The 14868-nt window shown below is 37.2% G+C and carries 14 protein-coding genes; 8 read left to right on the forward strand and 6 right to left on the reverse strand.

All coding sequences use genetic code 11. The annotated features are described in order from the left end of the window. From conE to LJF29_RS09640, 6 genes are all read left to right on the forward strand, one after another. The coding region (gene conE / locus LJF29_RS09615) for a VirB4-like ATPase ConE (RefSeq protein WP_229148180.1) at positions 1-1712 on the forward strand (1712 nt) is incomplete at its 5' end. 17 nt (positions 1713-1729) lie between these two features. Further along, positions 1730-2056 (forward strand): YddF family protein, encoded by a 327-nt coding sequence (locus LJF29_RS09620; RefSeq protein WP_014662881.1) that lies wholly within the window; start codon positions 1730-1732, stop codon positions 2054-2056. 3 nt (positions 2057-2059) lie between these two features. Beyond that, a complete protein-coding gene (locus LJF29_RS09625) occupies positions 2060-4504 on the forward strand; it encodes a CD3337/EF1877 family mobilome membrane protein (protein ID WP_229148181.1) in 2445 nt (814 codons plus the stop codon). Further along, positions 4501-5490: a bifunctional lytic transglycosylase/C40 family peptidase gene (locus tag LJF29_RS09630; protein WP_229148182.1), complete on the forward strand. Its 990-nt coding sequence runs from the start codon at positions 4501-4503 to the stop codon at positions 5488-5490. Before LJF29_RS09625 ends, LJF29_RS09630 begins: the two co-directional genes overlap by 4 nt. Before the next feature lie 14 nt (positions 5491-5504). After that, complete coding sequence (locus tag LJF29_RS09635; protein WP_229148183.1) at positions 5505-6011, forward strand: hypothetical protein; 507 nt, start codon at positions 5505-5507, stop codon at positions 6009-6011. A gap of 62 nt (positions 6012-6073) precedes the next feature. Further along, entirely contained in the window at positions 6074-6460 is a 387-nt protein-coding gene (locus LJF29_RS09640) for a cystatin-like fold lipoprotein (RefSeq protein ID WP_369888457.1), read from the forward strand. 304 nt (positions 6461-6764) lie between these two features. On the opposite strand, the gene LJF29_RS09645 is transcribed toward LJF29_RS09640, so the two are convergent. Both LJF29_RS09645 and LJF29_RS09650 read right to left on the reverse strand, forming a co-directional pair. Next, positions 6765-7433, reverse strand: coding sequence for a hypothetical protein (locus LJF29_RS09645; RefSeq protein ID WP_229148184.1), 669 nt, complete (start codon positions 7431-7433; stop codon positions 6765-6767). Positions 7434-7646: 213 nt separating this feature from the next. Continuing rightward, positions 7647-9155, reverse strand: coding sequence for a recombinase family protein (locus tag LJF29_RS09650; RefSeq protein ID WP_229148185.1), 1509 nt, complete (start codon positions 9153-9155; stop codon positions 7647-7649). A 108-nt stretch (positions 9156-9263) separates the two neighbouring features. On the opposite strand from LJF29_RS09650, the gene LJF29_RS09655 reads away from it, so the two are divergent. Further along, the gene (locus LJF29_RS09655) at positions 9264-9995 is read left to right on the forward strand and encodes a hypothetical protein (protein ID WP_229148186.1); all 732 of its coding nucleotides are present in this window, start codon (positions 9264-9266) and stop codon (positions 9993-9995) included. Positions 9996-10307: 312 nt separating this feature from the next. Here LJF29_RS09655 and LJF29_RS09660 read toward each other — a convergent pair whose 3' ends face one another. The 4 genes from LJF29_RS09660 to LJF29_RS09675 all read right to left on the reverse strand — a co-directional run bounded on the left by LJF29_RS09660 (position 10308) and on the right by LJF29_RS09675 (position 14142). Continuing rightward, the gene (locus tag LJF29_RS09660) at positions 10308-11441 is read right to left on the reverse strand and encodes an NADH-dependent flavin oxidoreductase (RefSeq protein ID WP_229148187.1); all 1134 of its coding nucleotides are present in this window, start codon (positions 11439-11441) and stop codon (positions 10308-10310) included. Positions 11442-11860: 419 nt separating this feature from the next. After that, positions 11861-12433, reverse strand: a complete 573-nt coding sequence (locus LJF29_RS09665) for a TetR/AcrR family transcriptional regulator (RefSeq protein WP_161476532.1) — start codon at positions 12431-12433, stop codon at positions 11861-11863. Positions 12434-12762: 329 nt separating this feature from the next. Continuing rightward, a complete protein-coding gene (locus LJF29_RS09670) occupies positions 12763-13701 on the reverse strand; it encodes an alpha/beta hydrolase (RefSeq protein WP_229148188.1) in 939 nt (312 codons plus the stop codon). Between the two features lie 105 nt (positions 13702-13806). Next, entirely contained in the window at positions 13807-14142 is a 336-nt protein-coding gene (locus tag LJF29_RS09675; RefSeq protein WP_229148189.1) for a winged helix-turn-helix transcriptional regulator, read from the reverse strand. Between the two features lie 159 nt (positions 14143-14301). Between LJF29_RS09675 and LJF29_RS09680 the strand changes: the two genes are divergently transcribed. Further along, positions 14302-14757, forward strand: a complete 456-nt coding sequence (locus LJF29_RS09680) for an ester cyclase (RefSeq protein WP_229148190.1) — start codon at positions 14302-14304, stop codon at positions 14755-14757. Positions 14758-14868: the final 111 nt, after the last annotated feature.

Here is a 14868-nt window from a genome sequence, read left to right on the forward strand (position 1 = left end):
AGTCTCTTCCCTTCCCTGTTGAAGTACAGATGAAAATTCAAACGGAATCAAAGTCCATTACCAAGCCTGCCCTCAACCTCAAAAGACAGCAATTGAAAGAAGAACAAAAAGAACAACAAAGCACAGGTGATCGAAGTGATGTTTCTACTGTCACAAGTGCCACAATGATAAGGCATTTACAAGATGAAATAAAGAAAGAAGATGTGCACGTGATGAACTGGCTTTCTGTGATAGTTGTTCATGGGAAGACAAAAAAAGAATGTGTGGGGAAAGCAACGATTGTCAAAAGACACCTAAAAGGCGCTGGCATTACTTGTCGACTTCCAGTGGCCGATCAATTGAACCTTTTTTATAAAATGCTTCCCGGTGAAAAGTTAGACATAACCGATAAGAACTGGATTCAAAAAACAACGCAAGACGGCGTGGCAGAAGGTCTTTTCGCTGTTAACTCTGATATTGGTTCGAAAATCGGGTTCTTTCTCGGCTGGGTTGATCGTTTCCAAGAGCACACCGATTTAGAAAATGCCATTATGTCTAGCCGTGATTTTGTCTTATTCCATCCTTTCTTAGCGAATCAGCAGTTAAAGGGTTCAAAGACACGTTCTCCCCACTGCTTAATAACAGGAGATACAGGAAACGGCAAGTCGTATTTGGCGAAATTGATTTTTAACTATATCAGCATGTTAAATATCAAATCTCTGTATATAGACCCTAAAAAGGAAATGAGAAAGTGGATTCAAAGAGTACTGAATGATGAGGACATTCGAGAGAGTTTTCCCTTATATATTGCACATTTAGAGAAATACAACTATATCACGTTAGATCACGAAAATACGCACAACTGGGGGGCGCTTGACCCTATCTCCTTCCTCCCTCCTATGAAAGCAAAAGAACTAGTGCAAGTCATTTTCGAACAAGTATATGACTTTAAAGGTAAGGACGACATAAACACTGCTTTCCTCCGTGCTACATCAGAAGTGATTGAGGCGAAACAAAAAGGTGAACAGGTCGGCTCACTTGATATTATTCGAAAGATGCAGAGCCATCCCGAAGAAGCTGTACAAAAAGCTGGTGACTATTTAAATGAGGTCGTATCAGATTCCATTTTGAAACTTTGTATTCATGATGGTTCAAATCCTGCATTGTCACTAGAAAAGCGAATCACCATTTTAGAAGTTGAAAATATGGATTTGCCGGATCATGCTGAGCGACTTGAAAACTACACCATATCACAACTAAAGTCTAGTGCGGTCATGTTTGCACTAGGTAAGTTCTGCGAACTATTCGGCATGAATCAAGATGAACAGACTGTTGAATTTATAGATGAAGCTTGGATATTTACCACGTCTCAACAAGGAAAAAAAGTAGAAAGACAAATGCGCCGGATCGGTCGATCATACAACAATGCGGAATACTTCATTTCCCAATCCACAAAAGACGCTTTAAAAGAAGAGGATTCTGGAAACTTCGGTGTTGCCTTTGCCTTTGATGAACCGAATGAGCGAGAAGAAGTGTTGAAATGGATGAACATGGAGGTCACAAAAGAAAACAAAAAAATGATGGAATCCATGTTCCAAGGTCAGTGCTTATTTAAAGATTACTATGGCCGCACCTCCAAAATTTCGATTGAATGTCTATTCGAAGAATGGCAAGGTGCTCTGAAAACGGTTGAGAAAAAAGCTGTCGCATATGCGGAAGAAAAATATTTGTAAAAGGGGTTAAGACGTACATGGAAATTGCTTTATTAAATTCTCTTGTCGTAACAGTTCCAGGATTTTATAAAGCTGAGAAAATCACATTAGAAGATGCACAGCAGTGGCTTAAGTATTATGAAGGACGATACAAAAGCTTTATAGGTCATAAATCAACGGCACAGTTTCTTCAAGAATTATTAGGCATTAAAGTTGAACAGAATCGAAAGATTTTTAGACATATGAAGTATCAGAAGGCAATCTGTTTTTCTCTGAATGAACGTTATCCTGAAAATGTTGTGCTATCGAAAAAAGATTTAGAGAAAGCTAGATACCAATTTTATTTATTAACTCGATTAGATTAGGAGGTGGCTGTGATGAAGAAAAAAAGGATTCTGATTGTATCGGCTATTGTGTTGCTGTTCTTAACTGTCGCATCAGCTGTTACAGTATTTTCGGCTGATGGAGATACAACGACGCAGCCAAAAGTCGAAAAAGCTGGCGGCGTGGAATTGAAGGTGAAAAGGTTTCCTATCTCACGCTATCAAGCGAATAATGAAGCATCTGACGATTTAATCAAGGGGGCGTTTGTTGGGCTGACAAACGTCACTTTTTCTTTTGCAGGAAACATTGTTCGTGTGGTTGATGCGGGGATGGATATTTTGTATAACTTGCAACCAATTGACGAGTTCGCAAACTCCATTACAAACGTCTCTAAAACAGTTTATAAAACCCTGAAAAAGAATTTCGGTGAAGCCTTATTCATCTTCACGTGCGCCTATGTTGTCTACCTGTTCTGTGTGAGAGGTAGCGTAAAAGAAGCAATGCGACGGAGTATTCTATTTATTTGTGTCATGGTGATCGGCGGGCTTTGGATGTCAAACGCTGGTTATTACATGAAAGCGTTGAATGCCTTGTCTGTAGAAGCACAAGGAAAGCTTTTAACTGCGGGAAATGGATTGGTGGGCATTGTTCAAGATGAAGGGAATTTTGCAGACAGTTCAACGATTGAAAAAGGAAAGGAAATGGAAGGCACAGTTGCGGTTATGCGTAACCTTTACTTTGATATTGCTTTAATGAAACCATTTTTAATTGTGAACTTTGGAGAAACAAGCGAAGCAAAAATTAATGAGAAAGGTGATTCGAAAGATAAATTATCAAGGGTCGATAAATTGCTTTCATACAAACTGTCAAACGACGGAGAAAAAGCAAAACAGAAATATATAAAGGACACTGAAATTGAAAAATACGATAATGAGTCTATGACCTCTGGGAATGTCTTTAATCAACTTGGAGAATCTTTTATCGCTGTGGTCGCTTCTATTGTCATTGGGATACCTTTTTTAGCATTAGCGTTCTTTAATTTCTTGCTTCAAATTATCGCTTTAGTGATTGTATTTTTTGTGCCATTTGCTTTCATATTGGCGTATGTTCCCCAATTAGCTTATTCGGGATTCGTTACGCTTGGACGGTTAGGGAGTGTTTATCTACTGAAAGCAATGTTAGGTATTATCGTTCTGTTTGTGTACGTAACTTGCTTTATCGTTGATAAGTTAATTCCTCCAAACGGTTTCGGAATGTATCTTTTAAATGTCGCTGTCCTTGCCTCAATTTTGTGGATTGGTTTTCACAAGAGGGATGCCATTATCAAGTTTGTGACTGCTGGAAAAGTTGTTTCAGTTGATAATAATATGATGGAAAACATGAGACAAAATGTTGTTCAACCAGCTTGGGAAAATGCGAAGAAAATAGGAAGCACTTTGGGTAACGGAGGGGGCGTATTTACTGACTTTGCTAAGAATTTTAGGGGGAGAAAAGATGGTTCAAATACTGATGGCGTAACTGGTGCTCCAAGTGGCGGCGGTAATTCTCCGAGTGGGGCTACTATGGGATATGATAATACTCATGCTATTTCCAGAACTCCGCAAAAAGAGACTACTAACGGAATAGCTAGCCATAACAACCGTAACTTAAAGCGAAATCCTCAAACTCTATTGAAAGAACAACAAAAACAAAAAGAAGCCTTTGCAAATGCAAAAGAAAATAAACAGCAATCCCATTTAAACAGATTGAGAAAAGACGGAATAAACTCTCCTATGCTGAAAGATGTTTTGAATGAAGGAAATGAGGATTTATCCAAACGAGCACCTATCTTGCAGGATAAAAAGGATGAATCAGCTAGAACAGATCAAAAAGAATATGTTGAACAGCTTCTTAAACAGCCAGATAATCAGCAACAAACTGACGATACATCATTACAACTTGAAGATGAAACTACTTCTAATAGAGCACCAGTCTTACAAGAGAATGAAAAAGATACAGAACGCACTGATCAGAAAGCGTATGTTTATGAAGAACAAAATCAGTATCCTGAAACAGATCAGCAACAAGATTTTGAAGTCCAGAAAGATGATTCTGTTTCAAAGAGTGAGCCTGTAGCACAAGAGAAAACAGCAGACATCAAACGATCAGACCAAAAAGTCATGACGAATCAACCTGAACCGCAGTTTGGCTTTGAAAGTCCTCAATCTACAAAAGTAGAAAATCAGCCTATTGCCAATAACGAACGTAAAATCAGACCATCTGAACCCGCAAAAGTTCATTCAGATGGTATTCGTGTTGAGGAAAAACAGGCTGTTGCTCCTGCTGGTGAAAGTAAAGCTGTATCAAGAGAAAAACAGCCTTCATCACACACCATTAAACGGACTGAACAAAGCGTTAATACATTTGAGCAAGTGTCTTTAAATGATATTGGAAGGTGGACCTCGTCAAAAGTTGAAGATCGACTGAGAAGGGATGAAAGAAAAAGATGATAAGTAAAAAGGTAGTTCTTCCTTTGGTGTTCTCGGCTCCTTTTATCTTCTTTTTTGCTTTATGTATCGTAGTGGTTATGACAATTTCAAGAGAAAATCAATTGGGTGACGATTTTATAGGCGGTGGGGATGGCGAATATGAAACAGTTGGTATTGCGCCGGAAGTCGAACGATTTAGGGCTGTATTTGAGAAGTACGCCCGTCAGGAAGGTGTTTTTGATCAAGTGAATATTATTATGGCGCTCACCATGCAAGAAAGTGGTGGGCGTTCTTTAGATATAATGCAAAGTTCCGAAAGTATCGGCTTACCTCCCAACTCCATAACTGACCCAGAACGTTCGATTGAAGTAGGCATTAAACATTTTAAGAAGGTTTTTAACCAGGCTGGCAGTGATGTTCGTTTAACCTTACAGGCATACAACTTTGGTTCTGGATTTATAGACTATGTCAAAAAGAATGGTGGGAAATACACAAAGAAATTGGCACTTGATTTCAGCCGATTGCAAGCTTTAAAAATGGGCTGGAAAAGCTACGGTGACCCAAGTTATGTTGACCATGTCATGAGGTATGTGAAAGGCTCTGATAAAAATGTGAAGCCTGTGAATGGTTCTATGGATTTCTATGAAACGGTCATGAAAGAAGCTTTGAAATATGAAGGGCAACCGTATGCCTGGGGAGGTTCAAACCCGAAAACTGGATTTGATTGTTCGGGCCTTGTTCAGTGGTCTTTTGCGAAAGCTGGAATCACTCTTCCTAGAACAGCACAAGAACAACATGGGGCAACAAAGAAAATAAGTGAAAAAGAAGCGACTGCGGGTGATTTAGTGTTCTTTGGCGGCACATATGAAGGAAAAGCCATTACTCACGTCGGCATCTACGTAGGCAATGGCAGAATGTTTAATTCAAATGACAGTGGAATCGAATATTCTGATCTGAAATCAGGTTACTGGAGAAAGCACCTTGTATCTTTTGGGCGCATTAAATAACTAGGAGTGAGCACATGAAAACACATATTGCATGGATTTCGGCTTGTTTATTATTAGTCATGTTGACTGGATTTTTTACGAATGGACAGCAAACGTATAAGATTGAAAAGTTAAAGGATAAAAATGAAGTTCTGACAGAAAAAATCAAAGAATTGAACCATATAGAATCAACAAGCAGCGCTTCGGAAAATAAAGCATTTTTTGAAGCATTTTTTAATTACTTGGACATAGATAAGCGATATGAAACAGTTAAGAAGTATACAACCGAAAAAGGGTTTGATTATGCATTCCCTTCACGTTCAGATCAAAAGCACACAGTCAGCGTGCAAAGTGAATTACTTTCACTAGAGAGTTATTCAAAACCATTAGATGAATCCCATGAATTGTTTTTAAACGTTGTTGAAATCGCCATAACTGCGAATTCAGTTACTACGAATCAAGTGTTGATTGTTCAAACGACTATGAAAAAAGATAAAGAGGGTTGGTTAGTCGATAATGTACAGGTCAAGGGAAATGGATAAAAGGTGGAAAAGATTAAATTGTTTGTTTATACTAAAAATTGAAAAAGGAGGGAATGTTTATTTTGAAAAACCTTTTTATTTTCCTTAGTTTGATGATGATGTTCGTTTTAACTGCATGTGGTGGCAATAAGTATGATGATGCGATTAATGAAGTTATTGATCTAGACAAAAAAAGCGCAAAAGAATCGGGCGCTGATACCAGCATATATACAAGAGAAAATGCTTTAATACGTGTGTATGATGGGGGAAAGTATATTCAAGTTGCTTTTTATCTTCCAGAAGATCATTCCCGTGAACTTTCACCATATGATTACTTTGAAAAACTAGGTGATAAATATGAAGAAATGGATAGCATGCCTGGAAACGGAGAGAATGATAGATTGGGTTTGTCAAAGAAAACACCAGACTATGAAGAAGCAAAAGGTGAAGAGACAAAGTTAGAGGAGTAAACCATGTGTTTGCTCCTCAACTAACTTTAACAGAGCCAAAATTTCAAAAAAAGACCAGGCTTTTTTTAGCCTGATCTTATGCTATGTTAAAGATGATGTACGTAATTATAGAGATTAATAGAAATGTAACGAGTAAGGTGATTGATGCCTGTTTGATAAACTTTGCTTTGTTTATAAGTTTTCCGTTTTTTTTGTTCTGCCTTATGACTCTTACTCCTGTTACGGCAAGAAAACATAGAATCAAAATAGGGAAAGCATAATACTTTAAGAAAATGTCCCACATGTTGCATCACTCCAAAGATGTTTATTTTTGAGGTTCAAAATCATAAGCTAACGCCCAAGTTACGTCTGCATTGATGCCCTTCCCTTTATTATTGGCATCAGCTCGTGCCCCCATTAATGCAAAATATGCTGCGCTTAATCCTGGTATAGCGGCAGGAAAAAAGCCAAAATAGGCTGTAACAACTGAAATACCGGTAGCTATTGCACTTACACTAGAAAGGTCAGCTGACATTTTATCGGTAGCACAGCTGTTTAATTTTCTGTTATATCCCCACCAATAATGTTTTACTTTTGTTGTCTTTCCTTTACAAGCTAAAGGCGCAGCGTCGGAAAATGGGGTAGTTTCAGTTTTCTCAATTATACTTAGATCTGGATTAGCTTTTAAATTGCCGGCTGCAATCTCAGAATTTAAGACATCAAAATATGATTTTTGCCCATTCAGTAGATCTTGTTTGATTCCAGCTGCTTCAGCTTTTTCATAATCTAATACAAATAATCCATTTTTTACAGTGATATATTTTTGCAAAGTGAAAATCTCTTCTTTGTCATACTGCTCTTCGCTGTATTTTTTTGAAGGAACTAACTCATTCTGTTCAACTTTAGATGTATGATGCGGTTCAGAGGCCAAAATACTTGGAGTTAAAGACACCAATAAACAAAGAACGACCACAGAGACAATTAACTTTCTCATTTGACAACCTCCTTTAATATCCTGCAATTACCAATTCAAACATAAAATAACTAACCTGTAACCGAAATTACACCGAAAGAATACCGCATAAAACCCGCAAAATATCAAAATTAAATAAACAATTTTTGCTAACAGAAAAATGAAAAACCAAAGCTGATAGAGTTGAGACATAATAAAAAAGAGAAGTGAACGGTTATAAAGTTCACTTCTTTTTTATTCAGCCCAAACAATTTTGATTTCACGATATTCTCTATTTCCAATAGGATGGTACCATATTATCTTTTTAATAAAAGACATCAATTCATTATTAAGCTGCGACTCATCTAATTCTGACCAATTATTGAGAAAGTGATCTAAGTATTCGATGAATGATTCCTTATATTTTATTTTATCTTCTTTTGATGTTTCCTTTAATTTGGTTAATTCTTTTTGAAGATTATCCAATTCAATTGATCGGATAGTCCTTCTCTCCTTAAAGTCACTGAGACTTATTAAGTCTTCCTCTAATTGAAGTTGGAGCATTTGTAATGCTTTTTCAACTTTTTTGATTTGTTGTTCAATGCTTTGTATCTCAATAGCGGTCGTATTAATGGTTTCATTTTCATCTTTTAGTTTTTCAAGCTCTAACTGTATTTGATTCTTTTTCATTCTTATATTGTTAATGATTAATTCCATCATTGTATTATATTGTATTCCGCCATTGATGCATTTTTCGCCAAGTGGGTTTCTTTTTCTACATGATTGAATTACCCTCATGTTATTTCTATCCGAACGTATAGTAACTGAATGAGTTTTTCCGCATAAACCGCATACAATTAAAGAGGATAACCCGTGTTTTCTCATTTTGGCTCTAGGGTTAAGTAATTTTCGTTTATCTAAAGCTTTGTTTGCTTTGTCCCATGTATCTTCGTCTATAATGCAGGGTTTAACTGCGTCTTTAACAACAATCCACTGATCTTGTGGTCTTATTTTTCCCTTCGTTTTGTTTCTTCCTTTCAACCGATTAGCAACAATCCATCCTTTATATATCTCGGATCGAATCATTCTGACAATGCTTTGACCGTGAAAAAACTTCCCATTGTTTGTTCTGTATCCCAATTTATTTAATTTTACTGCGATATTATCAGCACCTATGCCGTCAATAGTCATTTGAAATGCAAGCTTTACAGCTTTTGCTTTTTCTTCATCAATTTCCAATTTTCTTTCCAAACGGTTATATATATATCCGTAGTTGGGTTTGCCATTTGACCAGCGACCCATTTTTGCACTGTCCTTTTTTCCTTTTCTTAGTTGGGCTTTTATATTCTCGTACTCCCAATTGTTAACGAACCCAGTAAACTTTAATGCTTGCCAGTCCTCTTGTACTTCAAGATCATATACTCTTTCACTATCAGTGACAAAGAGTATGTCATCTTGGCGTAAAAGGTTCATGAATTTAGGTGTCTCTGCATCATCCCTTGTAACCCGTGCTAAGTTAACTGACAAAACAGCGTCAAATATGCCATCTGTGATTTTGTTAATCATTCTTTGGTATTCAGGTCGCATTTCATCCATTGAACTTCCAACTTCTTGGAATATTTCATACTGCCAATTGTTTTTATGAGCAATATCAAGAAGTCTTTTTCGATGTTTTGCCAAGGTTTCTTCTGTTTCTTCGCCCTCTTTATTTCGTGACTTTCTTAGATAAATGGCTACTCGCTTAATTTTGTTTTTTAGTTCCACAGCACATCACCCTATTATTCCTATAATGTAATATAATACTATAATAGCGTAATGATAAACTGTGTAGCTACACGAACTTGGCACAAGTTCATAACAGGAGGTATACGATTGATTGGTTATTGTGGAAAAGAAAACTTTGATTGGGTAGCATCTTTAATATCTTTATTAGCGGTAATTGTTGCAATCGCATCAATTTGGATTCAAATTCATCAATTTAAAAAACAACGAGAACCAGTAATTGCACCTGGAATTAAACCCCTTGACTTAAAATTACCTAGAATTACTTATGATTGGGTAGATGACAAGAGACTAGATGACAAATTTGCAGATACGACTTTACCTATTTTCAACTATGGAAGTACATCAGCAATCAATATAATGTATAGTTATAAACTTATTGATAATGAAAAAGTTAGAGAAAGGCTAGAAGAGTTAATAGATGAGCAGAGTGAAATTTACCTTAGATTAACTGATAATCATTTAGATAAAGATAAAGGAATTACTTATGATCTGTTAGATGTAAATGACGGTAAATCCTACATGGGTTTTTTTCGAACGACACCATATATAAGGCGAAGTGATTTAATTTTGCCTGGCGAAAGTATAGGCATTAAATTACCAAGTTATTTCTTGATTATGATCAATTATTTAAGTCGCCTTGAGAAGGATGACTGTTTTCCTGAGTTAGAATTAAAAATAACGTACAACGATACTAACTTTAAAACCTGGGAAACAAAATTTATTATTAAAGTTGATGTAATTAGTAAAATAGAGATATCTAGTTTTTATAAGTTACAGACTTCATTGGTATATGAGTTTATAAGCAAAAATAAAAAATAACTACAATTAATATCGAGACAAGACAATCAAATTTGAAGATTGTCTTGTCTATTTATATGGGTAGCTACACGAACGTGACACCACATACAAGTCATAAAAAAACAAGATGAATGCGTACTTCCATTTCGGCCCAGTACCAGCGCGTATAACTAGGGGCAGAGTCGTAAAGTCCTAGATCTGAGGGCTTTTTTTATATGGCAAATTTTCGATAAGATTTATTGATGGTATGAAAAGGAAGAACAAAAGACGTTGCTCACTAAAACATCTGCCCAGTCAACATCTTTTGTTCTTCATCATTAATTGTGGGTAAAATTATTCTTCAATCTTAAACCATGAACCTGAAGCTTGAATGGCAGTCCAAAGTTTTTCCGGAAGCTCAAGCTCGCTTACTTTTGACTTCCTAATTGCTGTCTTAATTTCAGCTTCGTTTCCATTCTGAACTTTTTCTATCCAGTCTGGATTCATAATTAACGCGTGCCCAATCGCTGCTAAGGTTAGCCCCTTATCTAATGCAGTTTTAACATCATCCGGAGTTACCATAGAACCAGCAGCCAGTACAGGAACTCGGCCGTTTACATGGTCAACAATTAACTCAAGATATGTTTTGTCATCTTGACTGTCGATTGGCTTTGAAGAAAGAGCATCCTTCAATGAAGCATGTATATAATCAATATCCTCTTCAATCAGACGTTCAATCAGTGCATAGGTATCCTTCATTCTCAAACCGCCTTCTTGAGGTTCGTCAGGAGAGATTCTGTATCCTAAAATAAACGGTTTAGTTGCATGCTTATCTATCACCTTTTTCACTTCTTGAACAATGGCCAGTGGGAATTTCATGCGGTTTTCTAATGATCCTCCCCATTGGTCTTCTCGTCTATTGAAGAAAGGTGAGAAGAAGTTTTGCATTAAAAATCCATGAGCCCCATGAAGCTCAACACCGTTGAAACCTGCTTCAATGGCTCTTCTTGTTGTTTCTCCAAAGGCATGAATCACTTCAAGTATTTCATCATGTGAAAGCTCTCTAGGTAATACCGAAGGAGCAAAGTCAGAAGCTTCAGTTGCCAAGGCACTGGAACTAACCACTTCTCCATCTGGGGTTAAATCCGGTAGTGCTTTGTTCCCTCCATGGAAAATTTGAAGAATCGCCGGAGCTCCACCACTTTTCGCAGCTTCAGCTAATTTTCGTAAACTTGGAATAAATTTATCGTCATAAGCTGCAAATTCATTCGTAAAACCAATTCCGTTTGGCTGAACATGAGTACAACCAGTTATAACGAGTCCTACTCCGTTGACTCTTTTTTGGTAATAGGTTAATTCTTCATCTGAAACTGTGTAATCATCATTACTTGACCAAGTTGTCATCGGTGCCATAACGACTCTATTTTTAAGAGTAACTCCATTTTTAAATGTGAATGTTTCAAATAAATTGTTATATTTTTCGTTCATGTTTTAACCTCTTTCTTAAGTAATTATTTATCTTATGTTGTAGTTTGTTTTATTTTATAAAAGCATAGCCAGTTTTTCTTTTTTCTTCATCACCCCTTTCAAATTAATCGATCGTTCGTTCATTTATTCTGCAAAAAAAATGATTCCTTGCCTGTCTTAACCTTCTTTAAACTAAAGATTCATTACACCTAAAGTTCCTCTTCCTTAGATATTCGTTATAATTTATTAATTTTAAAATAAAAGAACGTTCGTTCATTTATGTTTTAAAAAAACAATCTTGAACATCTGACTAAACTTGATAACCCCTATAATAAACGATCGTTCGATTATCGTCAACTCATTCATATTCAGAGGGAGTATTTTTTTAATAACCTTTGTTATTACTGCTTTCTCCCTCTATTTAAAAGTCGGATTGGCTCTTAAGCTTTTATTGCATCCCAACTCATTTGAATAACTTTGTTTAAATTAGCCTCATTTATAGTACATGTCCCATTAAAATGTTCCTTAACAAATTGCATCACTGGTTGGAGAGTAAAAATACTCAACAGGTTTGTATCAACTTGTTTGAACACACATTGTTTTTTTCCTTTCTCAAATAAACTATAGAGAGGCTCACACATGTCCGTGATTTCATCACGAGATATTTTGTTGAGCAGTGGTGAATTTTGAAACTGCTCTATAAATAAAAAGTAATCCTTATTAGCCAAAGTAAAATCAACAAATTTTCTTAAAGAGTCTTCAAATGCCTCTTGTAGTGGTAGCGAAGCATCAAAAGTATTAAAAATTGCCTCAGTCATCATATTCTTAACATGTAAATATAATTTGTTAAGTAGATCCTCCTTATTTTCGAAATAAACATAAATTGTTGAAGCAGACACTTTAGCCTTCTTGGCAATCTTCGACATAGAAGTCTCAGCAAGACCAATTTCATTTATAAGTTGGATAGTCGCATTAAAAATATTCTCGTTTTTGTTTTCGTCTTTATATCTCATGCGCCAATAATAAACGTTCGTTCGATTAAAGTCAACTCGAAGAGTGCATGGAAAAAATTGTTAAGTTTGTTCTACTACTTCCTTCACTATTTAGGATTGTTCTGCACATGCTGACTCTAAATTTGTTCTACATAATCATAAGCTTTGCTCTCGCTGCCACAAGCCGGACAAGCGAAAGTAGAGCCACGCTCGAAATTGACAAATCGATGCCAGGTATCTCCTTGGTCGTCGAACTCAACATGCATTAATTCCAAGGTTCTACCAGTTGGAGCTACTTTGAACAACTCATAAATCATGTTATCTTTACTACAAAATCTTGGCGGGCCCAATTATTTATTAAAATATTCCACTAACCATTCTCCTGATTTCACCAATGCTTCTTTACCTTTGTCAATCATTTTGGACATTGATACAAAGCCGTGAATTGTTCCGTCATAACGGATACACTCTACCTCTACACCAACTTCAGCTAATTTCTTAGCATAGGCCTCCCCTTCATCACGTAGCGGATCGAATTCAGCAGTGATGACCAGGGTGGGAGGCAAACCTTTGAAATCTTCATAAAACATTGGTGAAACTAAAGGGCTTTGTTTTTCTTCTTCGTTATTTAAGTAATGCCCCAAAAACCAGTTTATAAGCGCTGAGGTGAGTAAATAACCTTCAGCATTTTCGTGCATTGATTTAAACGGAGGTGTGACGCCGGCTCCAGTGCTTGGATACATTAACAATTGACAACAAATTTCAATTGTACCTCTTTCTTTTGCAAGGTTTGATACAACAGCTGCGAGATTCCCACCTGCGCTATCGCCCCCAACTGCAATGCGGGAAGGATCAACTTGAAATTCTTTAGCATGTTCATAAACATATTGTGCAGATGCGTATGCATCTTCAACTCCTGCTGGAAACTTATTTTCTGGAGCAAGCCTGTAATCAACAGATATGGTTACGCAGTTGGAAAGATTAGTAAGAGACCGGCATACATCATCATGGGAATCAATATTGCCCGTTACCCAGCCGCCTCCGTGAAAAAAAACAAGTCCAGAATAACTAGTTTGGCTTTCTTTGGGATAATAAACTCGTACAGGAATTTCTTCACCGGGACCTGGAATAGTACGATTTTCAATTTTTCCAACTGCCTCTTGCTCACCAGAATTTGATGTTAGTATAGCCATTCTTATTTGTTCAGGTGTCAAAGTCTCAAGTGGGGGCGGCATTTTCATTGCTGCTAATTGGTCTAATATTAATTTTGTTTGAAGATCAAGTGCCATTGTTATCTCCACCTATCTATAAAAATGTTTTTTAAAAGAACTGCTATTTTCGGACATAGCTCATTAGCCTTTAAGACACCTACTCCTACTTGTTACTGCCTATCATTACTTTGGGTTATTTGTGATATGCTTCAAACCCCAATTCTCTATTTGAAGAAGTATAGAATTAAGGCTCTTCCCGGTCTCTGATAGCGAATACTCTACCTTGGGTGGAATTTCAGGATACACTTGTCGATTAATTAGCCCATCGCTTTCGAGTTCACGTAGCTGGCGAGTAAGTGTACGCGGTGTAATATTGGGTAATTCCCTTCTTAATTCATTGAATCGCCTAACCTCATGAATCGCAAGCTGGTACAAAATGACTAGCTTATATTTGCCTCCAATCATATTGACCGTAAGTTCAACCGGGCATGGTGAGCATTGGGAGTGTTGTTTATCCACTATATTTCCCTCCTTTTTAAGGTATCTTTTAGGATAGTATATATCTCCAATGTGCGTACTTACAAATCTGGTATTATACATCTACAATGTAACTATAATCGTTACATTAATCTTAGTAAACGATTAAATTACTTTTAGTAAACGAAAGGATGATGAACAATGGAAACAACAGCAAAAACCGTGAGCGAGTTGGTCCGCTCGACACCTCCCTCACCGTTACAGGTCGCTTTCCGCGAAATAGAGTTGTTCGACGTCGGCGACGTTGCAAAGGTGGAGGAAGTGTTTTCTCCTGATTTTATCGACCATACCCCCTCTAACCCCGAAGAACCGGGTATCGATGGCATGCGAGCATTGGTTGAGAATGTGCGCGCCGGATTCACGGATATTGTGCACAGGATCCTTTTTTACCATGAGCTTCCCGACGGCACGGTGTTCGTTCATTGGGAGATGACCGCAACCCACACAGGAGAATTCTTGGGTATCCCCGCTACCGGTAAGCCGGTAGCTCTGAAGGGTATGGACATCTTCCGCATCGTTGACGGCAAGGTCGCCGAGTTGTATCACGTCGAAGAAAATCTCAAGCTGGTCCAGCAACTCGGCGCACAGATTGGCTAAGACCGTGATCTACAAGAATTAAGCAAGATGCAGGGTCCTAATCGTCAAGCGTCGCTTGCATCGACGCTTGACGACAGATGTCAAAGATATGAATTTGCTTATTTCCGATTA

Origin of the sequence: Bacillus sp. LBG-1-113, from assembly GCF_020708615.1 — a bacterium.
Taxonomy (GTDB): domain Bacteria; phylum Bacillota; class Bacilli; order Bacillales; family Bacillaceae; genus Bacillus; species Bacillus mojavensis.